Below are 22,522 nucleotides of genomic sequence, written 5' to 3' on the forward strand. Positions count from 1 at the left end.
GCGGCCCGTCGGCCGGGGACGACCGTGCCGGTGATGCCGCTGTGGGAACGACCGCGAGCGGGAGGGCAACGGTGACGGCCGAGGCGACGGACGCCACGCGGGAGAGGCTGCGGCGGTGGCGGCTGGTGCTCGGGGGCGAGGCCGCCGACGGCACGGGATGCGTGCTGTCCGGGCAGGACGCGGCGATGGACGGAGCTCTCACCGCGCTCTACGGCAGAAAGGACGGCGGGAAGCAGGCCGGCCGGGACCGTTCCGCGGGCCTCGGCGCGTCGGCCCCGTCGGTGGCCCGCTGGCTCGGCGACATCCGCACCTACTTCCCGTCCTCCGTCGTGCAGGTCATGCAGCGCGACGCCATCGACCGGCTCGGCCTCGCCACGCTGCTGCTGGAGCCGGAGATGCTGGAGGCGGTCGAGGCCGACGTGCACCTGGTCGGCACGCTGCTGTCGCTCAACAAGGCCATGCCCGAGACGACGAAGGAGACGGCACGGGCCGTGGTGCGCAAGGTCGTCGAGGACCTGGAGAAGCGCCTGGCCGGCCGTACCCGGGCCACTCTCACCGGCGCGCTCGACCGCAGTGCCCGCGTCAGCCGGCCCCGTCATCACGACATCGACTGGAACCGCACCATCGCGGCCAACCTCAAGCACTACCTGCCCGAGCACCGGACGATCGTGCCGGAGCGGCTCATCGGCTACGGGCGGGCGACCCGGTCCACGAAGAAGGAGGTCATCCTCTGTATCGACCAGTCGGGATCCATGGCGGCATCGGTCGTGTACGCATCGGTGTTCGGGGCGGTGCTCGCCTCGATGCGGACGATCTCCACGCGACTCGTCGTCTTCGACACGGCGGTGGCCGACCTGACCGACCAGCTCGACGATCCGGTGGACGTCCTGTTCGGTACGCAACTGGGCGGCGGCACGGACATCAACCGGGCGCTGGCCTACTGCCAGTCGCAGATCACCCGGCCCGCCGAGACCGTGGTCGTGCTGATCAGCGACCTCTACGAGGGCGGCATCCGCAACGAGATGCTCAAGCGGGTCGCGGCGATGAAGGCGTCGGGAGTGCAGTTCGTGACGCTGCTGGCGCTGTCGGACGAGGGGGCCCCGGCCTACGACCGGGAGCACGCGGCGGCCCTGGCGGCCCTAGGGGCACCGGCGTTCGCCTGTACGCCCGACCTGTTCCCCGAGGTGATGGCGGCGGCGATAGAGAAGCGGCCGCTGCCGGTACCGGACGCGGCGTGAGGTGAGGTGCGGTGAGGTGAGCTGAGCGGCGCCGGACGGCGTCCCCGCCGTGGGACGCCGTCCGGCCCGGCCTGAAGCCGACCTGACGGGCCGTCTGGCGGTTGGGGGCTTGCGCGGCGTCGGCACTTCCGTGCGAGGATCGGCGCCTGCTCGGTGGCGGTCGCACCGGGGCCGGGCGGCACCGCCGGGTGCCGGCCCCCTGCCGTGACGGGTTCCGCCCTGGTCGCTCCCTGGTTCCGTCGTACGGGAGGAAGCTCCTCTCTTGTCCGTCTCGTCCGTGTCAGCGGTTCTGCCCGGTGCCGCGTCGCGCATCCTGCGCACGGCGGCCGGACGGCGTGCGGTCCTCGTGGCGCTGGTGCTGGGCGTGATGTTGTTCCTCGGGCTGCTCTGCGGGGAGCGGGCGTACGCGGGGGACGGCCCGGGGGAGGCGCCGGCCGCCGGGCCGGGAGCGAGCCGGACGCACCGCTCGGGCCCCCTCGAAGCGGTGGGGGAGCGGGCCGTTCGGGTGCTCCACGGCCGACCGGACGCGGGTGACGAACGCGCGGCGGCGAAGCCTGCGGGAGGGCGGCCGTCGGCGAAGTCGCCGAGGCGGCCGGGACGGGCGGAGAACAGCCCGGTGCGTGTGGTGCGGGGTTCGCTCGCCGAGCGCGCAGGAAAGCAGCTTCTGCCTGGCCTGCCTGGCCCGTCCAGCCAGTCGGACCCGTCTGGCCTGTCCGGCCCATCCGGCCTGTTCGGCCTCCCTAGCCCGTCCGGCGCGTCGAGCCCGTCTGGCCTGTCCGGCGCGTCCGACCCGTCGGGCACATCCGGCCTGTCCGACCTGTCCGGCCCGTCTGGCCCGTCTGGTCCGTCTGGCTCGTCGGGCCCGTCTGGCCTGTCCGGCGCGTCCGACCCGTCCGGCTCGTCGGGCACATCCGGCCCGCTCGGCCCGTCCGACCCGCCTCGTCCGTCTGGCCCGTCCGGCTCGCCGGACCCATCCGGTCCATCCGGCCCCTCCGGCTCGCCGGGCACATCCGGCCCATGCGGCCTGTTCGGCCCGTCTGGCCTCCGCGGCCCGTCTGGCCCGTCTGGCCCGGCGGGCTCATCCGGCCTCCCCGGCCCGTCCGGCGCGTCGGGGGCGGCGGCACCGCCAGCCCCCTCGAAGTCCTCGCCGCCGAGATTCCCGTCGCCGGTGGCCGCACCGGCCGTCCGGCCCGGCCGGTTCCCGGATCTGCCTGATGTCCCCGCACTGCGAGACCTGCCGACTTCGCTCACCTTGCCGTCGGCTCCGGACCTCGGTCTTCCGGTTGGGTCGGGCATCTCCGACCTGCCGACTTCGCCCGACTTGCCGTCGGCTCCCGCTCTCCGCCTCCCCGCCCTGCCGCGAGTCCCCGGGCTGTGGAGTCTGCCGCCCTCGCTGGCCCTGCCGCCCCATGACACCGTCGTGCCGCTCCCCGGCGTTCCCGCGCTGCCGACGCTCCCGGGCGTGCAGATGCCGCCGAGGTTGCTGCCGGCCGCCCCGGCCCTCCCCGTCGAAGTCGCCCCGATCCCACAAGCACCGCAGCCGGTTCTCGCCGACGTGCCCGATCGGCTTCACCGGGGGACCGGTGCGGCGGAGCATGCCCTGCACTGCACCGGGCGCCACCGTGCCCCCCGCACGATCGCCGCCCCGGCGCATCGAGTAGCAGGCGTGCACCGCGCCGCCCCCGCCGATGTCGTCCCGGCCGGTCAGGCCCCGGGCGGGGCTCCCGACGGTGCGCTCGGCAACCGAGCCGCCGCCGACCAGGGGGCACCGCGGCACCGTGCCCCGCATGCACTCGCCCCAGGCCTGCACATCCCGCCGCGCCTCGTCCCCGGCCCGGGCGCCCACCGCACCCAAGCGGACGCCGTCCAGGACGCCCAGCGGGACGTCCCCCTCTTCCCCGGCTAGACCCGGCCCCACCGACGGCACGCGGCATGCGCGTCGCCCGTGGCGGCGGCGCCCCCGGAAGCCCTACCCGGCGGCTTTCGTCGCGCGACCGGCCGTTTTCCCGGGCCCGCGCGCGGCAGCCACCCCACCACCCCACCGCTGCACCGCCGCACCGCCATACCGCCGGTGCAGCTCCCCCGTACTCCCACGACGTGCTCGCCCCCATGGCCGAAATCCGTCGGCCGCTGGGGGCCAGGCCCTCGTGGGGTGGGTGGCCGGTCCCCATGGGGTGAGGACCGGCCCACCCGGCGCCCCTGCCTCCCGAGGAAGGGGCGTTCCGGGCCTCACCGGGCCGACCCCAGCCCGGTGAGGCCCCTCACTGCGACACGCACTGCGACACGCACTGCGGCACACACCGGCACGCACCTCCGGCACGCCGTGCCAGCCAGCGCGGCATCATGTGACAGGTATCACCGCTCAGGTGTGACCCTCGATTTAGAGGCCCCCCGGAAGCAGCGATAACCTGCGAGACGGACATGCCGCGCGCTCGGACACCGTGTGCGCCTCCCTTGTGACAGACAGCGGACGTCACGTTGCCCTCGCGGCACGCCCACGCAGACAACGAACCGCGAGATCACTGATAGGGACGGAAGCGCGTGGACCTGTTCGAGTACCAGGCGAGGGACCTCTTCGCCAAGCACGATGTACCGGTGCTGGCCGGTGAAGTCATCGACACGCCTGAGGCGGCCCGCGCAGCCACCGAGCGCCTCGGTGGCAAGTCCGTCGTCAAGGCCCAGGTGAAGGTCGGCGGCCGTGGCAAGGCCGGCGGCGTGAAGCTCGCCGGCACCCCCGACGAGGCGGTCGAGCACGCGACCAACATCCTCGGCATGGACATCAAGGGCCACACGGTCCACAAGGTGATGATCGCCGAGACGGCCCCGGAGATCGTGGAGGAGTACTACGTCTCCTTCCTCCTGGACCGTGCCAACCGCACCTTCCTCTCCATCGCGTCCGTCGAGGGCGGCATGGAGATCGAGGAGGTGGCGGCCACCCGCCCCGAGGCCGTCGCCAAGACGCCGATCGACGCCAACGAGGGCGTGACCGAGGAGAAGGCCCGCGAGATCGTCGCGGCCGCCAAGTTCCCGGCCGAGGTCGCCGACAAGGTCGTGAACGTCCTGGTCAAGCTGTGGGACACCTTCATCAAGGAGGACGCCCTCCTGGTCGAGGTCAACCCGCTGGCCAAGGTCGCCTCCGGTGACGTCCTCGCCCTGGACGGCAAGGTCTCCCTGGACGAGAACGCCGAGTTCCGCCAGCCGGAGCACGAGGCCCTCCAGGACAAGGACGCGGCCAACCCGCTCGAGGCCGCCGCCAAGGAGAAGAACCTCAACTACGTCAAGCTCGACGGTGAGGTCGGCATCATCGGCAACGGCGCGGGTCTCGTCATGAGCACCCTGGACGTCGTCGCGTACGCCGGTGAGGCCCACGGCGGCGTGAAGCCGGCCAACTTCCTCGACATCGGTGGTGGCGCCTCCGCCGCCGTCATGGCGAACGGCCTGGAGATCATCCTCGGCGACCCGGACGTCAAGTCCGTGTTCGTCAACGTCTTCGGTGGCATCACCGCCTGTGACGAGGTCGCCAACGGCATCGTCCAGGCGCTGCAGCTGCTCAAGGACAAGGGCGAGGACGTCACCAAGCCCCTCGTCGTCCGTCTGGACGGCAACAACGCCGAGCTGGGTCGCAAGATCCTCTCCGACGCCAACCACCCGCTGGTCCAGCGCGTGGACACCATGGACGGCGCGGCCGACAAGGCCGCCGAGCTCGCGGCTGCTGCGAAGTAAGGGACGAGGGACTACACAGCCATGGCTATCTTCCTCAACAAGGACAGCAAGGTCATCGTCCAGGGCATGACCGGTGCCACGGGCATGAAGCACACCAAGCTCATGCTGGCCGACGGCACGAACATCGTCGGTGGCGTGAACCCGCGCAAGGCGGGCACGATCGTCGACGTCGACGGCACCGAGATCCCGGTCTTCGGCACGGTCGCCGAGGCGATCGAGAAGACGGGCGCGAACGTGTCCGTCCTCTTCGTCCCGCCGGCCTTCGCCAAGGCCGCCGTCGTCGAGGCCATCGACGCCGAGATCCCGCTCGCGGTCGTCATCACCGAGGGCATCGCCGTCCACGACTCGGCCGCGTTCTACGCGTACGCCGTGTCCAAGGGCAACAAGACCCGGATCATCGGCCCGAATTGCCCCGGTCTCATCACCCCGGGCCAGTCCAACGCCGGCATCATCCCGGGCGACATCACCAAGCCGGGCCGCATCGGCCTGGTGTCGAAGTCCGGCACGCTGACGTACCAGATGATGTACGAGCTGCGTGACATCGGCTTCTCCTCCGCCGTCGGCATCGGTGGCGACCCGGTCATCGGCACCACGCACATCGACGCGCTCGCCGCGTTCGAGGCCGACCCCGACACCGACCTGATCGTCATGATCGGCGAGATCGGCGGCGACGCCGAGGAGCGGGCCGCGGCGTACATCAAGGAGAACGTGAAGAAGCCGGTCGTCGGCTACGTCGCGGGCTTCACCGCGCCCGAGGGCAAGACCATGGGCCACGCCGGCGCCATCGTCTCCGGCTCCTCCGGCACGGCCGCCGCGAAGAAGGAGGCCCTCGAGGCCGCCGGCGTCAAGGTCGGCAAGACGCCGACCGAGACGGCCAAGCTCGCGCGCGAGATCCTCGCCGGCTGAGCCGAGCGCACAGCGTCCGACGACGGTGGGCCCGTCCCCTCACTGGGGGCGGGCCCACCGTCGTCCGTGGAAGGGACCGTGCAAGGCACCGCGGAGGCACCGCGGACGCGTCACCGTGGTTGCGGCAGCAGCCGTTCCGGTCCCTTCTGCTGCTGCTCGCGCAGCTTCGAGCGCAGCTTCCGCTCCGACTCCGACAGCGGGCCGGGCGCCACCGGTGGCGGTACGCCCTGGACCGTCTCCCCGGGCGGTACGGGCGGCTCGTAACGCGTCGGGGCGGTGCGCAGCGTGAGGGCCGTGGTGCCGATGAGGGCGACCGTGAAGGCGATGGCGGCCCGGGTCCAGAAACGGGCCCGGCGTTCCCCGCCGCGTCGCACGACGGGCGGTTTGGCCGCGCGCAGCCGTTCGGCGGAGGCCAGTTCCACCAGCCGCCAGTGCAGCACCTCCGGGTCCGCCAGTTCCGGCAGCCGCTCCGCGACCGCCTCGCGCGCGTGCGTCAGGCGGTTCACCGTCGCACGGGTGCTCGCCTCCGTCTCCGCCGCAGTCTCGGGCAGCTCCAGGCCGACCCCGTCGTACAGCACCAGGGCGCGGCGACAGTGCGGCGGCAGCTCCAGCAGGGTGCTCATCAGCGCCCGGTCGAGGGCGTCGGAGGGCGGCGGCTCGGGGTGGCGGTGGCGGGGCCGCAGCCGGTGCCAGGGAGACAGGGCCCACTCGTACGCCGCCGCGCGCACCCAGCCCGCCGGGTCGGGGTCCCGGGCCACCTCGGGCCAGCGCTGCCAGGCGTTCTGGAACGCCCGCTCGACCGACTCCCGGGCGAGGTCCCGGCGGCCGGTCAGCAGATAGGTCTGCCGGACGAGTGCGGGCGCGCAGAAGGCGTACAGCGCGTCGAAGGACTCGGCCGGGGTCAGCGCGTCGGCCGCGCCGTCCGGCCGGCGGGGTCCGGCGGCGCCGGTATGAGCCGGCCCCCGTTCGAGAAGGGGCGGCCGGTCCCGGACGGCCGCGTGGGCAGGAGACCGGCGCTGTCCGGGCTCGTGCCCGCGGCCCCGGACGGCGGGGTGCTTCCGGTCCGGCCCCGCGTGACGGCCACGGTCACGCGCGGGTGCGTGGTCATGGTCCGCGCCGGGCGGGTGGCCGGGGTGCGCCCGGTCGTGCGAGGGGGTGTGCGGGCGTTCGGGAACCGGACCGCGGGACCGGTCGGACCGGTCGGGGGCCGCCGGGCCCCGTCGCCGTCGGGTGAAGGGAAACCTCCCCCGGCCACCCCCGGCACGCTTCCGCTCCACGGTGCTCGTACGGGCCCCCTCGGCCGCGGCCGAAGCCCCGTCCGCACTCACACCGGACGCAGCGTCCGACTCCCTGTCCGCACCCGCCCTCACACCGGACGCAGCGTCCGATTCCGTGTCCGCGCCCGCACTCACACCGGGCGCAGCGTCCGATTCCGTGTCCGTGCCCGCACTCACGCCGGGCGCAGCGTCCGGCTCCCTGTCAGCGGCCGCACCCGCACCTGCCGCCTCGTCGGTGCTCACCCCCGCGACCACCCTCACGCCGGACGTGGCTGCCGACTCCGTGCCCGCGGACGCACCCGCACCACCTGCCGCCTCGTCGGCGCTCGCCCCGGCGGCCGCACGCGCGCCGGAGGCGCCAGCCCCAGCCCCGCGCGACACCTCCGCCTCACCACCGGCCGCGCCTGACGCCGTGCCGGCCGCCTCACCGCCGACCACGCCTGACGCCGTGCCGGCTGCCTCACCACCGGCCGCGCCTGACGCCGTGTCGGTCGTCTCGCCTTCTCCCACACCAGCCGGGTCGTGCTCCTCCTGAGAAGCCGTCACCACCGGCTCGGTGTCCAAGGAGTTCAGCAGCCTCGCGTACTTCTCCGCTTTGCGGCCACGTGGCGTCGAGCGGCCGGTCTCCCATCCGCGCACCGTGTCGCTGGTGACACCCACCTGCGCGGCCAGCTGAGCGCGCGTCAGCGAGGCGTCCTCCCGCAGGCGTCGGCGCTCCTTGGGCGGTGGAAGCGGGATGTCGGGGCGCCGGCTCACAGGACGCTCCTCCGGCCGAAAAAGTACATAAACGTATATTGAGCGACACAGCGATGGTTCGCCTGTTACGACGGGAAAGCGCGTGTCGTTGGGAGCATGGCCGTCGTGATGGAGATGACCGCCCGCCGCCGTCCCTCGCCGCCCCTGCTCACCCGGATGCGAGACCGTTCACCCGGACTGGGCGGCGGTCTCGTGGACGGCGCCGTCGCGGCCGGGCTGGGCCTCGCGTCGTTCGCCGTCCTGGTGATGCTGCTGTGGATCACCTCGCCCTACCCCGACAGCGGGCCGGGCGGGGCGCTGCACGTGGCGGCCGCCCTGTGGCTGCTGGCCCACGGCGCCGAGCTGGTCCGCACCGACACGCTCTCCGGTGTCGCGGCCCCCCTGGGCGTCACCCCGCTGCTGCTGCTCGCCCTGCCGGTGTGGCTGCTGCACCGCGCGGGACGGGACGCCACGTTCGGCGGAGCGGGCGACGGGCACGACGGCGGCGCGGGCCACACGGCCTACGCCCGCTACGCCGACGAGGACGAGGGGCCCCCGCTGGTGCCCGCCCGCACCGCGTGGACCGGTGCCGTCCTCGGCTACCTCGCCGTCGCCGCGCCCGCCGCCCTGTACGCCGCCGGCGGCTCCCTGCGTCCGTCCTGGATGGGGGTCGGGGCGTGCGTTCCGCTGGTCGCCGTCGTGGCGTCCGGAGCGGGCGTCTGGTCGGCGTACGGCCGTCCCGGCGGGCCGCTGCGACGGCTGCTGCGCGTGCTGCCGAGGTCGCTGCGGCCGCTGCTGCTCGCCCCGGACGGGCGCCCGGGCGCCGCCTCCCGGGCCGCGGGCGCCGGACTGGCGACCCTGCTCGTCGGCGGTGCCCTGCTGCTCCTGGTGTCGCTGGTCTGGCACGGGGCGAGCGCGCAGGGGGCGCTGCTGCGGCTGACCGAGGGCTGGTCGGGGCGGTGCGCGGTGCTGCTGCTGTGCGTGGCCCTGCTGCCCAACGCGGCGGTGTGGGGTGCCGCCTACGCGCTGGGCCCCGGGTTCGCGCTCGGCGCCGGTCACGCCGTCAGCCCTCTCGCCTCCGCGCCGGCTCCGCTCCTGCCCCCCTTCCCCCTGCTGGCGGCGGTACCGGAGGCGGGACAGGGGACGCTCGTGCACTGGCTGGCGGGGTTGGTGCCGGCCGCCGCCGGTGTGGTGGTCGGCTGGACGGCCGCCAGGGCCGCCACCTCCTCGGCCCGGCCCGAGTCCGCCACTTCCTCGCCGCCGAAGGGCAAGGCGGGCGGGTCCGTCGTGCAGCAGGACGGCAGGAGACCGGAGGGCGAGAGCGTGCCCGCCGTCTGGCCCGCCGGGCGCACGGCCCGGGCCGCGGCCCTGGGGGCGCTGCTCTGCGCGGCGCTGCTGGCCGGGCTCGCCGCACCGGCAGGCGGACCGCTCGGCGCGGACGTCCTGGCGGAGTTCGGGCCGGTCTGGTGGCAGGTGGGGGCCGCGGCCCTGGCCTGGCTGGTGCTGCCGGCCGTGCTCACGGCGGTGGTGGTGCGCTCCTGGCGGAGCCGGACGCCCTCGGCACGGCAGCCGGGCATCGGCAGGCAGCGGGAGGAGACCGGGTTGGGCCGCCCGGAGAAGGGGCCGCTGCTCGGCCGCCGCTTCCCGCGCACCGGCGTCGCGGGGCCGGCCGGGGTCACCGGGAGCGCCGACCCGGCGAAGGCGAAGGCGGGGACGGCGGCGCCGGCGTCGGCGCTCCCGGACTCCGAGGCCGACACGTCCCGAGCCCCCCTCGGGCACGATGCCCTGTACGGCCTCGGCGACCGGGACGACGACCCCGGCTGGGACCCGTACGACTTCCTGCCACAGGACCCGGCCTTCGGCTTCGACCCGCTGCCGGCGGACCGGATGCCGAAGCCCCTCGACGAGGCCGACGGCCGCACGGCACACCACACGGGCACCGACAGCGAAACCGGCACCACCGAGGCGTCACTGCCCCCGCTCGGCGGGTCCTCTGGTCGCGACCAGGGCTGACGCCGTGGCCAGGGGCCGACGCGGCGGGCGGGGCGTCAGCCGTCCGTGCCGAACAGGCCCCGCAGTTCCTCGGGCAGGAGCTCGGAGCACGACTGCTTCGCCTCGCTGGTCAGGGCGTCGTTCGTGCACGTGTAGTAGTCGCGGTAGACGAGCTGGGCCGCGAAGGACGCGGCGACCAGGGCGATCGCCAGCGACGCGGTGACCAGGCCGCTCACCGCGGCGGTCGTCTGCGGACGGCCCTGCTGCTCGGGGGCCGCCGGGGCGTCCGGCTCGGCCGGGCGGGGCTTGGCGCGCAGCGCGCTGATGGCCCAGTACAGGGCGAGCGCGCCGAGCAGCAGGGCCGGGTACTGCCAGCCGAACAGCGCGAAGAAGAAGGCCCACATGCCCGACAGCAGGGAGTACCGCGCCCGGCGCTGGGCGGGATCCGTCGGGTCCCAGCGCATCGCCGGGCCACCGCCCTGAGGGCCGCCGCCCTTGTCCTCGGGGCCGCGCGGGCGCTCGCCGAAGCCGTCGGGGGAGCGGCCGGGCTGCCGGTCGCTCCATCGGCTGCCCCACGGAGAACGGTCGCCCTCCTCGCCGTCCCGGGAGCCGTCACCGGACGGGCGCCGGGGCTGCCAGGGGCGGTCCGGGGTGCCCTCGGGCGGCGGGGCGAAGGGGTTGTCCTCCTCCCGGCCGCGGTCCCGGCCGTCCCGGCCCTCCCGGCCCTCGCCACCGGACGGGGCGTCGGGCGGTGAGCCGGGGCGCTCCCGCAGCAGCACGGCGCCGCGCTCCCCTCCCTGTGGTGACAGCTGGGGGAACGTGTGGAGTCGCAGGCTGCGGTCCGGCATCAAGGTGAGCGTCTTCCCGTTGGTGAGGAGGCATCGGTGGACAGAACTGGGGGGTGGTGACGGAACCGGGCCCGTCACCTCCTGAACGCACCGCGTCCGAAAGGCGTTCCCGGACCGGCTCCGCCCAGACGCTACCTCCCGGCCGGGCCCCCGTCCCGTGGGGGCCGTCCGGAGTGCCGGTATCGTTGCTGACGGCCGGCCGGTTCGTAGGCTTCCCCGTATCCGGGGAGGCGAAGCATTCGTAGGAACGCACCAACGCAGCGCACGGACGCGGGAACGGCCGCCCGGACAGACGCTCCCCCGAGAAAGGCCCACCACCGTGGCCGCCAAGCCCGTGGCCCCGCGCGCCAAGCGCCTCGTCGTGCTGGTCTCCGGATCAGGCACCAACCTGCAGGCGCTGCTCGACGAGATCGCCGCCACCGGCGCGCAGGAGTACGGGGCCGAGATCGTCGCCGTCGGCGCCGATCGCGCGGGCATCGAGGGACTGGCCCGCGCCGAGCGTGCCGGCCTGCCGACCTTCGTGTGCCGGGTGAAGGACCACGGCAGCCGTGAGGAGTGGGACGCCGCGCTCGCCGAGGCCGTCGCCGCGTTCGCACCCGACCTCGTCGTCTCCGCCGGGTTCATGAAGATCGTCGGCAAGGAGTTCCTCGCCCGGTTCGGCGGGCGGTTCGTCAACACCCACCCCGCCCTGCTGCCCAGTTTCCCGGGGGCCCACGGCGTACGGGACGCGCTCGCGTACGGCGCCCGGGTCACCGGCTGCACCGTCCACTTCGTCGACGACGGCGTCGACACCGGGCCGATCATCGCGCAGGGCGTGGTGGAGATCCGGGACGAGGACGACGAAGGCGCTCTGCACGAGCGCATCAAGGAAGTCGAGCGAAGGCTGCTCGTCGAGGTCGTGGGGCGGCTCGCCCGCAACGGCTATCGCATTGAGGGACGAAAGGTAGTTATCCAGTGACCGCCGAGAGCAACAAGCGGCCCCTTCGCCGGGCGCTCGTCAGCGTCTACGACAAGACCGGCCTGGAGGATCTCGCGCGCGGGCTCCACGAGGCCGGGGTCGAGCTCGTCTCCACGGGCTCCACGGCCGCGAAGATCGCCGCTGCCGGCGTCCCCGTCACCAAGGTCGAGGAGCTCACCGGCTTCCCCGAGTGCCTGGACGGCCGGGTGAAGACGCTGCACCCGCGCGTGCACGCCGGCATCCTCGCCGACCTGCGCCTGGACAGCCACCGCGAGCAGCTCGCCGAGCTGGGTGTCGAGCCGTTCGACCTCGTCGTGGTCAACCTCTACCCGTTCCGCGAGACCGTCGCCTCCGGCGCCTCCCCCGACGAGTGCGTCGAGCAGATCGACATCGGCGGCCCCTCGATGGTCCGCGCCGCCGCCAAGAACCACCCCTCGGTCGCGGTCGTGACCAGCCCGGCCCGCTACGCCGACGTCCTGTCCGCCGTGCAGAACGGCGGCTTCGACCTCGCCACGCGCAAGCGGCTCGCCGCCGAGGCCTTCCAGCACACCGCCGCCTACGACGTGGCCGTCGCCTCCTGGTTCGCCTCCTCCTACGCGCCGGTCGACGAGTCGCAGTTCCCCGACTTCCTCGGCGCCACCTGGGAGCGCGAGCACACCCTGCGCTACGGCGAGAACCCGCACCAGCCGGCCGCGCTGTACGTCTCCACGGCATCGATGAGCGGCTCCGCCGCGGGCGGCGGCCTCGCCCGGGCCGAGCAGCTGCACGGCAAGGAGATGTCGTACAACAACTACACGGACACGGACGCCGCGCGCCGTGCCGCGTACGACCACGCCGAGCCCTGCGTCGCGATCATCAAGCACGCCAACCCCTGCGGCATCGCGATCGGCGCGGACGTCGCCGAGGCGCACCGCAAGGCCCACGCCTGCGACCCGCTGTCGGCGTTCGGCGGCGTGATCGCCGTCAACCGCCCGGTCAGCAAGGAGATGGCCGAGCAGGTCGCGGAGATCTTCACCGAAGTCATCGTCGCGCCGGACTACGAGGACGGCGCCCTGGAGGCCCTCACCAAGAAGAAGAACATCCGGGTGCTGCGCTGCCCCGAGGGCCCGGCCGCCCCGGTCGAGGTCAAGCCCATCGACGGCGGCGCGCTGCTCCAGGTCACCGACCGGCTCCAGGCCGACGGCGACGACCCGGCCAACTGGACGCTGGCGACCGGCGAGGCGCTGGGCGAGGCCGAGCTGGCCGAGCTGGCCTTCGCCTGGAAGGCCTGCCGCGCGGTGAAGTCCAACGCCATCCTGCTCGCCAGGGACGGCGCCTCGGTGGGCGTCGGCATGGGGCAGGTCAACCGCGTCGACTCCGCGAAGCTGGCCGTCGAGCGGGCGGGCGCCGAGCGCGCGGCGGGCGCGTACGCCGCCTCCGACGCCTTCTTCCCCTTCCCGGACGGTCTGGAGATCCTCACCGAGGCGGGCGTCAAGGCCGTGGTGCAGCCCGGCGGTTCGGTCCGTGACGAACTGGTCGTCGAGGCCGCGCGGAAGGCGGGCGTCACGATGTACTTCACGGGGACGCGGCACTTCTTCCACTGAGGCCGGACGGTCCTGCGGAATCGAGGGCGGCGCTGCGCGGGAACGCGCGGCGCCGCCCGTTTTTCGGTGCCGCCCGGGCACTTATCGGAGGACCGGACCCCGAGTAACATACAGACTGATCTGTTTCAGGGGCTCCGTTCCGGTCCCCGCCCCGCACGCTCGGAGACCCGTCCCATGCCACGACAGGAACGCGCCCTGCGGACCAGGGCGCTGCTGCTCCGGTCCGCCGCCGAATGCATCAAGGAGCACGGCTACGACGGCGCCAGCACCACGGAAGTGCTCCGGCGGGCGGGTCTGACCCGGGGGGCCCTCTACTTCCACTTCGCCTCCAAGGAGGCACTGGCCGACGCCATCGTCGAATACCAGCTCCCGCTGCTGCAGCCGGTGACCGCGGACTGCCCGCTGCAGGCGGCCATCGACCTGACGCTCTCCTACGCGCGGCGGCTGCAGACCGATGTGATCCTGCAGGCCGCGGTGCGGCTGGCGACGGAGGAGACCTCCTACGAGCCCGGCACACGGCCCTATCTGTGGTCGCAGGAGACCGTCGGGGATCTGTTGCAGCAGGCGAGCAGGAAGGGCGAGCTCCTGCCGCACACCGACCCCGAGGAACTCGCCATCCTGGTCGTGGGGGCGTTCACCGGCATCCAGCTGCTGTCCCAGTTGTCGACCGGCCGGGTGGATCTGCTGCACCGGATCTGCGTGCTGTGGCGGGCCATGCTGCCCGGTATCGCCGCACCCGGGCTGCTGCTCCGGCTGCGGGCCGACGAGAAGAGGGCCGAGGAGCTGGAGCAGTCCGAGGCCCACGCGCACCGTGTCCTGCACGACGTCGGCTGATCCGGGCGCGTGGCGAGGGTCACGCCCCTGCGCGTGGCCGACGCGGATATGTCACAGCGCCGAAACGTACAAGCATGTATGTTTGTTATGAGGCCAGGCGGCACGGGGGAGCTGCTGGAGGCTGAACGACCCTCCCCCCTGCTCTGCCACAAACAGAAGGGGAACCGTAACCGTGGGAAACGCTGCTTCCGCCAGGCGCGTGGCATCTCCGCATCTCCTCGAACTCGGCCGGTTCCTGATGGCACGACGGGCCGAGGTGTCACCGACCCAGGTCGGACTCCCGGACGCCGGCAAGCGCCGGACACCGGGGCTGCGCCGGGAGGAGGTCGCCCTGCTCGCCGGGGTCGGGGTCTCCTGGTACACGTGGATCGAACAGGGCCGCGCCGAGAACGTCTCGGGGGAGGTGCTGGACTCCATCGCCCGGGTGCTGCGCCTCAGCGAGAACCAGCGGCTGTACCTGCGCCAGCTCGCGGGCGTCCAGGCCGTGCCGCTGCTGCCGGCCAGCCCGCCGGAGGCGGAGGCCATGCGGCCGTTCGTCGAGAACTGGTGGCCCAACCCGGCGTACATCGCCGACCACGCGTGGAACGTCGTCGTCGCCAACGCCGCCGCGGAGTCCCTGCTCGGCATCCCCGGAGGGCGCACGGACGACGCGCCGGTCCACGGTGGCGCGGCCGCCGGTCACGGGCGGCGGCAGCGGCCGTACAACGTCCTGCGGGAGTTCTTCCTCAACGACGACGTCCGTTCCGCCTACCCGTTGTGGGAGAAGATCGCGCCCGGTGTCGTGGCGCGCTTCCGCAGCCAGGCGGCACTGCACATCGAGGACGCGGCGATCCCCGCGCTGGTGGACGAACTGCGCGACGCGAGCCCGCTGTTCGCGCGGCTGTGGGACCGGCACGAGGTGCTGGAGGACTCCTGCGGTCCCGAACTCCTCACCCACCCTGCCGTCGGGGACCTGCACTTCACTCGAGCCACCCTCGACTTCACCCGCCGCATCGCCTTGCGGATGACGGTGTTCCTGCCCACCCCCGGCACCGGTACGGAGGCCGCGCTGCGCAGGATGTCCCACGTGTCGCTGGGGCAGCGGATGAACACCCTGGGCTCCGGCGACCTGGTGCGGGAGGCCCGGTGAAGACCGCGGTGAACAGCCATGTGACGCACCCGGTCGGTGTCGGGCTCGGCACCCACCGGCTGACCTACCTGCCGGACGGCTACGTACAGCTGAACCCGAGGACGTGGTTCCCGGACTCGCCCGAAGCGTTCTGGCGGGACCACGCCCACCACCTCGACGAGGAGGGCTTCCTGCGGGCGTCCGTCGGCGGGCTGCTCGTCGAGTGGGAGGACCGGGCGATGCTCGTCGACACCGGGTTCGGCCCGGTCCGCGTCCCCGCCGAGCACACGATCGCGCCCCTCGGACGGATCGAGGGCGGAGGGCTTCCGGACGCCCTCGCCGCCGTGGGAGGCGCGTGGGAATCGGTGGACACCGTGGCGTTCACGCACGTCCACGACGACCACGTCGGCTGGGCCGCCGACGAACGGCTTCGCGGCGCCCGGTTCCTGGCCTCGGCAGCCGAATGGCGGGGGGCGCACCGCCGCCCGGCCGGGCAGCCGGTGGCCGTGCGGGACGGCCAGGAGGTGTTCCCCGGAGTGACGGCCGTCGCCACGCCCGGTCACACCCCGGGCCACCTCTCGTACGTGATCCGCGGTGGGGCGGACGGGCCCACGGCCGTGGTCGTGGGCGACGTGCTGCACTCGGCCCTGCAACTGACCGACCTCACCTGGCGCGCGGCCTCGGACATCGACCCGGCCGAAGCGGTCCGCAGCCGCCGCACGATCGTCGCTCACCTCTCCCGGCCGGGCGCGATCGGATTCGCCGGCCACTTCTCCGGCGCGGTGTTCGGACGGCTCTCGGACTCCGGCGGCGGGCCGCTCTGGGAGCCCCTCGGCTGACCTCTCGCCCCACCCCTCCTCGGCGGCTGCTGTGTTCCGGCAGCCGCCGAACTGCGTTGTCCGGCAACGGACTTATTCCCGGTCGCGGCAGAAGTGGCTGTTCCCTTCTGTTGGCGCGAGCAATATGTTGCCTGCGCACTGGCAGGCCCCCGGGCACCGGCTGAGCCTTGAGGCATGTCCTCAACGGTTGTTCCCCCGATGTCCTGCACGGCACCGGTCGAGCCGCGGCGGCTGCGCTCCGTCGCCGGGCGGTTCACCACCGGCGTGGTGGCCGTGACGGCCCTGCGCGCCTCGGACGGTGCTCCGGCGGGGCTCGCCGTCAACTCGTTCACCTCGGTGTCCCTGGACCCTCCGCTCGTGCTGTTCTGCGTGGCGAGGACCAGCACCAGCTGGCCCGACGTCCGTTCGGCGGACCGCTTCTGCGTGAACATCCTCGGCGAGGGCCAGCGCGATCTCAGCACCCGGTTCGCCACCAGCGGGGCCGGCAAGTTCGACGGCGTCCCCTGGACGCCGTCGCCGGGCGGGGCTCCCGTGCTCGACGGCTCGATCGGCTGGATCGAGTGCTCCGTCGAGGAGGAGATACCCGCCGGCGACCACGACGTGGTGCTCGCGCGCGTCCACGACCTGGACACGCACCACGAGGACGAGCCCCTGCTGTTCTTCCGCGGCCTGTACGGGCGTTACGCCCGGATGTGATCCGCGCTCCAGGCAAGCACCGAAGGAAAGGACGACGCATTCGTGATGCACACAGCGGCCCCGATCGGAGTGGGGATCGTCGGACTCAGCGCCGACGGCGGCTGGGGGGCGCGCGGGCACCTGCCGGCGCTCAGAGCCGTCGGAGGGTACGAACTCCGCGCGCTGACCGCCTCCACGCCCGACTCGGCGCGCAAGGCCGCCGCGGCCTTCGAGGTGCCGGAATCGGCCGCCGGGACGGATGCCGCGGCACTCGCGGCCCGGGACGACGTGGACCTCGTGGTGGTCACCGTCCGTGTACCCCACCACCGGGAGCTGATCCTGCCGGCCCTGCGGGCGGGCAAGACGGTGCTCAGTGAGTGGCCGCTGGGCAACGGCCTGGCCGAGGCCGAGGAACTGGCCGGGCTCGCCGCGGCGGCGGACGTGCGGACGGCGGTCGGTCTGCAGGCGCGGTCCGCTCCCGTGGTGCGCCACCTGCGCGACCTCGTGGCGGACGGATACGTCGGGGAGGTGCTCTCCACCACGCTGGTCGGATCCGGCGGCGGCTGGGGACCGGTGGTGGCCGAGCGCACCGCGTACACCGCGGACCGGGCCAACGGCGCCACCCTGCTGACCGTCCCGTTCGGCCACACCCTGGACGCCCTGACCATGGTGCTGTCCGGATTCGCGACCCTGACCGCCACCACCGCCACGAGACGGCCCCGGGTACGGGTCTCCGAGACCGGCGCCCGGATCCCGATGACCGCCGAGGACCAGATCGCCGTCACCGGGCGGCTGGAGAGCGGTGCGATCGCCTCCCTGCACTATCGGGGCGGCTCGTCGCGCGGCACCAACCTGCTCTGGGAGATCAACGGCACGGAGGGCGATCTGGTGCTGACCGGTGACTCCGGCCACCTGCAGTTCGGCCAGGTGGAGCTTCGCGGCGCCCGGGGCGACCAGCGCGAGCTGCGCCCGCTGACCGTGCCCGACGCCTACCTGCTGCCGGACGGGATCGACCGCCTGCCGTCCCTCCGAGGACCCGCCCAGGTGGTCGCCCACGCCTATCACCAGCTGCGCACGGACCTGCGCGACGGCACCTCCGTGGTGCCGGACTTCGCGCACGCCGCCGCGCACCACCGACTGCTGGACCGGGTCGCCCGCGCGGCCCGGAGCGGCGAACCGCAGTAACCCCCCGACCCGGCGCACGCGAGCCGTGCCCGACCGGCACGCGGCTGCGCACGCCGCCACCCCCTACCCCAGGAGAACCATGCACACCGGCTTCGGAGCCTTCCTCTCCCCCCTGCACGCCCCCGGACAGGACCCCCACCTGACCATCCGCCGCGACCTGCGCCTGGTGGAGCACCTCGACGAACTCAACTTCGACGAGTGCTGGTTCGGGGAGCACCACTCCCTGTCCTGGCCGACGGTCGGCGCCCCGGAGACGATGATCGCGGCCCTGGCCGAGCGGACCCGGCAGATCAAGCTCGCCAACGGCGTGGTGACGCTGCCGTTCCACCACCCCTTCCACGTCGCCACCCGGGCGATCATGCTCGACCACCTGACGCGCGGCCGCTACATCCTGGGCGTCGGCCCCGGCGCCACCCCGAACGACGCCCACATGCTCGGGCTCGACCTGAGCGAGCTGAAGCGCATGGCACGCGAAGCCGTCCCGACCGTCGTCGAACTGGTCAACGGCGAGGAGCGGATCTCCGAGAAGACGGACTGGTACACGCTGCAGGACGCCAAGATGCAGCTGCCGCGCTACAGCAAGCCGGGCATCGAGATCGCCGTCTCCAGCGTGGGCACCCCCAACAGCCCTCAGCTCGCCGGCAAGTACGGCCTCGGCCTGCTGTCGTTCGGCGCGCCGCCGCCCGGCTGGCCGGCCGTGGACCTGGCCCGGCAGTGGCAGTACGCCGAGGAGTCGGCGGAGGAGCACGGCCGGCAGGTGGACCGCCGCAACTGGCGCATCGCCGTGCCCCTGCACATCGCCGAGACCCGCCGGGAGGCCTTCGCGGACGCCCGGGAGGGGTTCGGGAGGTGGCTGCACGGCTACTGGGGCGAGGCGGTCGGCGCGGACGTGCTGGGCGGCCTCGAAGGCGTACCGGAGTCCCAGCACCTGGAGGCGACCGTCGAGCAGGGACGGGCCGTCGTCGGATCGGTCGAGGACGCGGTGGAGGCCATTCGCCGGCTGCAGGAGACGACCGGCGGGTTCGGCACGTTTCTCACCTACGTCGTCAACTGGGCCTCCTTCGAGAAGGTGAAGCGCAGCTTCGAGCTGCTGGCGACCGAGGTGGCCCCGAGGTTCACCGGCTCCGCCGAGCGCGGGCTGGAGTCGGTGCGGTGGAGCACCGAGAACCGGGCCTTGTTCCCGCACACCGAACCGCTGCGCGCCCGTCTCGGACACACCGCTTCCTGACCCCCACCCCCTGCTGCGTCCGGCCCACCCGTGGGCCGGGCGCGCGCCTGTTTACGGAATTATGAATTCCATGACCACGTTCGCGTGCAATGCCGTAACGTGTATCCGGATTCTCCGTTCCGGATTGCACGCGCATCCTGTTGTTCGTGGCAATAGCGTTGATGGCCACTGGTTCGAGTGGTTCTCCACTGTGATGCTAGGTCCGTGACGAAACGAATCGCCGTCGTAGGCGCCTACGGATCAGGAAAGACCACGCTTTCCACGGCGCTCTCGCATCTGACCGGCCTGCCCCGCACCCACGGCTCGCCCATGCGGGAGCCGATCGGTGGCGAGGGCCGCAGCGTCCACAACTGGACGGACGGCCAGCTCATCCAGCTCACCGTGAACCGTTACGCGGAACGCCTGCTCGGCGAGGCCGCACACCCCGAGGGGTTCGTGTCCGACGGTTCCGTGGTGCACGAGTGGGTGTACGCCAAGCTCCGCCTGGTGGCCGGTTCGTACCCGGGCACGCGCACCCCGCCGGCCGACCGGCACCGCAGCGCCACGGTGGCCGCACTCGAAGCCGCCGTGGACGACATCGGCCTGCTGATGAAACACCACGCCCGCACGGCCTACCAGGCGTTCGTGCACGTGCCGGTGGAGTTCGAACTCGATCCGGACAACCGCCCGATCAACGAGAACTTCAGGCACCTGTCCGAGGACCTGCTGCTGCCGGCCCTCGAAGCCACGGGCCTGCCCGTGCACACCGTCCACGGCGACGTGGCCGAGCGCCTCACCCAGACCGTGAAGCACCTGGGGCTCGAGGACGCGACGGTCATGACGGTCGAGGAAGCCGTCGGACGCGCCGCGTCCGCCCGCTGACCCACCCATCGAGCCCTCCGGCTCTCTTCCGCGAAGGTGACCCACTGTGTCCGCGCTCGAAGTACCCAGTTTCAAGGACAATCCGAAGCTCAAGCTCGCCATTTCCGGAACGTATTCCACCGGTAAATCGACGACGACCGAAGCCCTTTCCATAGCCACCGGAATTCCGCGTACCCACGCCAAGACGTCCCGAGAGCTGCTCGTGGACCTCGTCCCCGGCAAGACCGTCATGGAACTCAATGCCATGGAACTCGTGAAACTCGGACTGCGCCGCTTCGAGGAGCGCGTGCACAACGAGTCGAGCGGAGACGCGTTCATCTCGGACGGCGGCGTGTTCCACGAGTGGGTCTACTTCGAGGCACGCATGCGCGTGGGCATCAACCCCGGCGCGGACTGGTGGTTCAAGGGCATCAAGAAGGTCATGGGCCTGCCGGTGAAGCACTTCTACCAGCGCTACACCGACACCCTCGGCGACATCACCCGCGCCCGTGCCAAGCGCATCTACGACGCCTACGTCCACCTGCCGGTGGAGTTCGACATGGAGCCCGACGGACACCGGCCGGTCTCCGAGAAGTTCCGCCGGCTCTCCGACGACCTGCTCGTCGAGGCGCTGGATCGGATGGACATCCCCTACCGGGTCGTCGGCGGTCCGATCCCGGACCGGATCGAGAAGATCGTCAAGATCTTCGACCTGCCCGTGGTGGTTCCGATCGAGGAAGCCATCGAAGAGGCGCAGCGCCGCGTCAAGGCGGACATCGAGGACCTCAAGGCCGACGCCCGGTTCCACGAGGCCCAGCGCGAGAAGTCGCTGGGGCGCCGCATCGCCTACGCCATGCGCTACTGACCCGCGCCGCACCACCACCTCCCCACCCGTCCCGCTCCTCCCGTTTCCCTCCCTTTCCGCCCCTTCCCTCTCCCTCTCCTCCCTCTCCTCGTCCCCTGACGTCAACCACGAAAGGAAGTCGGCGTGTCCGGCATCAACTCGACACGGCCGCGTCATCTGGGAGCGGTGCTCGCACTGCTCGCCTTCGCCCAGATGATCATTGCGATCGACTACAACATCGTCTTCGTCTCCCTGCCGGAGATCGGCGAGAACCTCGGCTTCGGCACCCAGGACCTCCAGTGGGTGGTGTCCGCCTACGCCGTCGCCTTCGGCGGATTCCTGCTGCTGGGCGGCCGGGCCACCGACCTCTTCGGCCGCAAGCGGATGTTCGTCCTCGGCCTCTTCCTCTACGCGGCGTCCTCCCTCGCGGGCGGCCTCGCGCAGGAGCCCTGGCTGCTCATCGCGGCCCGGGCCGTGCAGGGCCTGGGCGGGGCCTTCCTCGCGCCGGCGACCCTCTCCCTGGTCACCACGCTCTTCGCGGAGGGCGCCGAGCGCAACCGCGCCCTGTCCGTGTGGGGCGGCGCCGGTGGATCGGGCATGGTGCTCGGTTCCATCCTCGGCGGCCTGCTGACCGACGCCTTCGGCTGGCCTTCGGTCTTCTACGTCAACGTGCTGCTGGCGGGCGCCGCGATGTTCGTCGCGATGTGGCTGCTGCCCGACGACAGGCCGCAGGCGGGCGGCGGCTTCGACCTGCCGGGCGCGCTGACCGGCACCGTCGCCTCCACCCTGTTCGTCTTCGCCCTGGTCCAGGGCCCGGAAGCGGGCTGGGGCTCCCGTCAGGTCCTGGCGGCGCTCGCGGTGGCCGTCGTGACCTTCGTGCTCTTCCTGGTCATCGAGAGCCGGAGCGCGGCCCCCATGGTGCCGCTGCGGCTGTTCGGCAACCGCAACCTGTCCACCGGCGCCGGCATCACCTTCCTGTTCATGGCCACGTTCGGTGCCCTGGCGTACTTCCTCACGCAGTACTGGCAGGTCGTGCAGGGCTACAGCGCCTGGACCACCGGCTTCGCCTTCGTCCTGCCGTCCGGCAGCGTGCTGATCGGCACGATCGTGGGCGGCAAGTGGGCCACCAAGTTCGGTGTCCGCAACACGCTGTTCATCGGTCTGACCATGGGCCTGGTGGGCACCGTGGTGCTCGCGCTGACGCTCGGCCAGGACGCCTCGTACGGGCTGATCGCCCCGTCGCTGTTCGTGCTCTCGCTCGGCCAGGGCATCGTCTTCACCACCATGTTCGCCGCCGCCACCACCGGTGTGCAGGCAGCGGACCAGGGCATCGGCTCCGGCATCGCGACGACGGGTCAGCAGATCGGTGGTGCCGTCGGTCTGGCGGTGCTGATCGCCATCGCCGACGCCGCCGGCGGCGACACCAAGGACACCGGGCAGCTGATGGACGGCGTCACCACCGCCACCTGGGCGATCGCCGTCGGCATCGCGCTGACGTTCCTGGTGGTGCTGAACTTCAAGAAGCCGACGGACGGCGACCACGTCGACCCCGCCGAGACCGAGCCGGTCGCAGGCACCGGGGAGCCCGTGCAGGCCGCCCGTACTCCCTGAGCGCAGTCCCCGGACGCCGGCGATACCCGGTCCACTGTTGCGGAGGGTCCCGGGCATCGCCGTCGCCGTTCAACGGCCTTCACCCGCAGGGGTGTCGG

The 22,522-nt window shown here is 72.8% G+C and carries 18 protein-coding genes and 1 pseudogene; 16 read left to right on the plus strand and 3 right to left on the minus strand.

The window, feature by feature from the left end; genetic code table 11:
• Nucleotides 1–71: 71 nt before the first annotated feature.
• The 4 genes from ACZ4M5_RS08930 to sucD all read left to right on the plus strand — a co-directional run bounded on the left by ACZ4M5_RS08930 (nt 72) and on the right by sucD (nt 5,867).
• Nucleotides 72–1,238: a VWA domain-containing protein gene (locus ACZ4M5_RS08930; RefSeq protein WP_467734518.1), complete on the plus strand. Its 1,167-nt coding sequence runs from the start codon at nt 72–74 to the stop codon at nt 1,236–1,238.
• A gap of 1,666 nt (nt 1,239–2,904) precedes the next feature.
• On the plus strand, nt 2,905–3,144 hold the full coding sequence (locus tag ACZ4M5_RS08935) for a hypothetical protein (protein WP_467734520.1): 240 nt from the start codon (nt 2,905–2,907) through the stop codon (nt 3,142–3,144).
• A 635-nt stretch (nt 3,145–3,779) separates the two neighbouring features.
• Nucleotides 3,780–4,961, plus strand: a complete 1,182-nt coding sequence (gene sucC / locus ACZ4M5_RS08940; protein WP_467734522.1) for an ADP-forming succinate--CoA ligase subunit beta — start codon at nt 3,780–3,782, stop codon at nt 4,959–4,961.
• Nucleotides 4,962–4,982: 21 nt separating this feature from the next.
• Nucleotides 4,983–5,867, plus strand: a complete 885-nt coding sequence (sucD, locus tag ACZ4M5_RS08945; RefSeq protein ID WP_467734524.1) for a succinate--CoA ligase subunit alpha — start codon at nt 4,983–4,985, stop codon at nt 5,865–5,867.
• Nucleotides 5,868–5,977: 110 nt separating this feature from the next.
• Here sucD and ACZ4M5_RS08950 read toward each other — a convergent pair whose 3' ends face one another.
• Together ACZ4M5_RS08950 and ACZ4M5_RS08955 are read right to left on the minus strand one after the other, a co-directional pair.
• The gene (locus tag ACZ4M5_RS08950) at nt 5,978–7,144 is read right to left on the minus strand and encodes an RNA polymerase sigma factor (RefSeq protein ID WP_467735535.1); all 1,167 of its coding nucleotides are present in this window, start codon (nt 7,142–7,144) and stop codon (nt 5,978–5,980) included.
• Between the two features lie 624 nt (nt 7,145–7,768).
• Nucleotides 7,769–7,900, minus strand: a pseudogene (locus tag ACZ4M5_RS08955) (helix-turn-helix domain-containing protein); the annotation flags it as partial.
• 96 nt (nt 7,901–7,996) lie between these two features.
• Between ACZ4M5_RS08955 and ACZ4M5_RS08960 the strand changes: the two are divergent.
• Entirely contained in the window at nt 7,997–9,892 is a 1,896-nt protein-coding gene (locus ACZ4M5_RS08960) for a cell division protein PerM (protein WP_467734526.1), read from the plus strand.
• A gap of 35 nt (nt 9,893–9,927) precedes the next feature.
• Here ACZ4M5_RS08960 and ACZ4M5_RS08965 read toward each other — a convergent pair whose 3' ends face one another.
• The gene (locus ACZ4M5_RS08965) at nt 9,928–10,719 is read right to left on the minus strand and encodes a hypothetical protein (protein WP_467734528.1); all 792 of its coding nucleotides are present in this window, start codon (nt 10,717–10,719) and stop codon (nt 9,928–9,930) included.
• A 319-nt stretch (nt 10,720–11,038) separates the two neighbouring features.
• On the opposite strand from ACZ4M5_RS08965, the gene purN reads away from it, so the two are divergent.
• From purN to ACZ4M5_RS09020, 11 genes are all read left to right on the plus strand, one after another.
• Complete coding sequence (purN, locus tag ACZ4M5_RS08970) at nt 11,039–11,677, plus strand: phosphoribosylglycinamide formyltransferase (RefSeq protein ID WP_398106965.1); 639 nt, start codon at nt 11,039–11,041, stop codon at nt 11,675–11,677.
• Nucleotides 11,674–13,260: a bifunctional phosphoribosylaminoimidazolecarboxamide formyltransferase/IMP cyclohydrolase gene (gene purH, locus ACZ4M5_RS08975; RefSeq protein WP_467734530.1), complete on the plus strand. Its 1,587-nt coding sequence runs from the start codon at nt 11,674–11,676 to the stop codon at nt 13,258–13,260. Before purN ends, purH begins: the two co-directional genes overlap by 4 nt.
• A gap of 174 nt (nt 13,261–13,434) precedes the next feature.
• Entirely contained in the window at nt 13,435–14,094 is a 660-nt protein-coding gene (locus ACZ4M5_RS08980) for a ScbR family autoregulator-binding transcription factor (RefSeq protein WP_467734533.1), read from the plus strand.
• A 199-nt stretch (nt 14,095–14,293) separates the two neighbouring features.
• Nucleotides 14,294–15,223 carry a helix-turn-helix transcriptional regulator gene (locus ACZ4M5_RS08985; RefSeq protein ID WP_467734535.1) on the plus strand — a complete coding sequence of 310 codons (930 nt, stop codon included), beginning with the start codon at nt 14,294–14,296 and terminating at the stop codon, nt 15,221–15,223.
• Nucleotides 15,220–16,041, plus strand: coding sequence for an MBL fold metallo-hydrolase (locus tag ACZ4M5_RS08990; protein WP_467734537.1), 822 nt, complete (start codon nt 15,220–15,222; stop codon nt 16,039–16,041). Before ACZ4M5_RS08985 ends, ACZ4M5_RS08990 begins: the two co-directional genes overlap by 4 nt.
• Before the next feature lie 174 nt (nt 16,042–16,215).
• The gene (locus ACZ4M5_RS08995; protein ID WP_467734539.1) at nt 16,216–16,737 is read left to right on the plus strand and encodes a flavin reductase family protein; all 522 of its coding nucleotides are present in this window, start codon (nt 16,216–16,218) and stop codon (nt 16,735–16,737) included.
• 45 nt (nt 16,738–16,782) lie between these two features.
• Complete coding sequence (locus ACZ4M5_RS09000; RefSeq protein ID WP_467735537.1) at nt 16,783–17,901, plus strand: Gfo/Idh/MocA family protein; 1,119 nt, start codon at nt 16,783–16,785, stop codon at nt 17,899–17,901.
• 79 nt (nt 17,902–17,980) lie between these two features.
• Entirely contained in the window at nt 17,981–19,129 is a 1,149-nt protein-coding gene (locus tag ACZ4M5_RS09005; protein ID WP_467734542.1) for an LLM class flavin-dependent oxidoreductase, read from the plus strand.
• Between the two features lie 204 nt (nt 19,130–19,333).
• Nucleotides 19,334–19,990 (plus strand): AAA family ATPase, encoded by a 657-nt coding sequence (locus tag ACZ4M5_RS09010; RefSeq protein ID WP_467734544.1) that lies wholly within the window; start codon nt 19,334–19,336, stop codon nt 19,988–19,990.
• Between the two features lie 46 nt (nt 19,991–20,036).
• On the plus strand, nt 20,037–20,834 hold the full coding sequence (locus ACZ4M5_RS09015) for an ATP/GTP-binding protein (RefSeq protein WP_467734546.1): 798 nt from the start codon (nt 20,037–20,039) through the stop codon (nt 20,832–20,834).
• Nucleotides 20,835–20,957: 123 nt separating this feature from the next.
• Entirely contained in the window at nt 20,958–22,424 is a 1,467-nt protein-coding gene (locus ACZ4M5_RS09020; protein WP_467734548.1) for an MFS transporter, read from the plus strand.
• Nucleotides 22,425–22,522 lie beyond the last annotated feature (98 nt).

This window comes from Streptomyces sp. NPDC026246 (genome assembly GCF_055567995.1).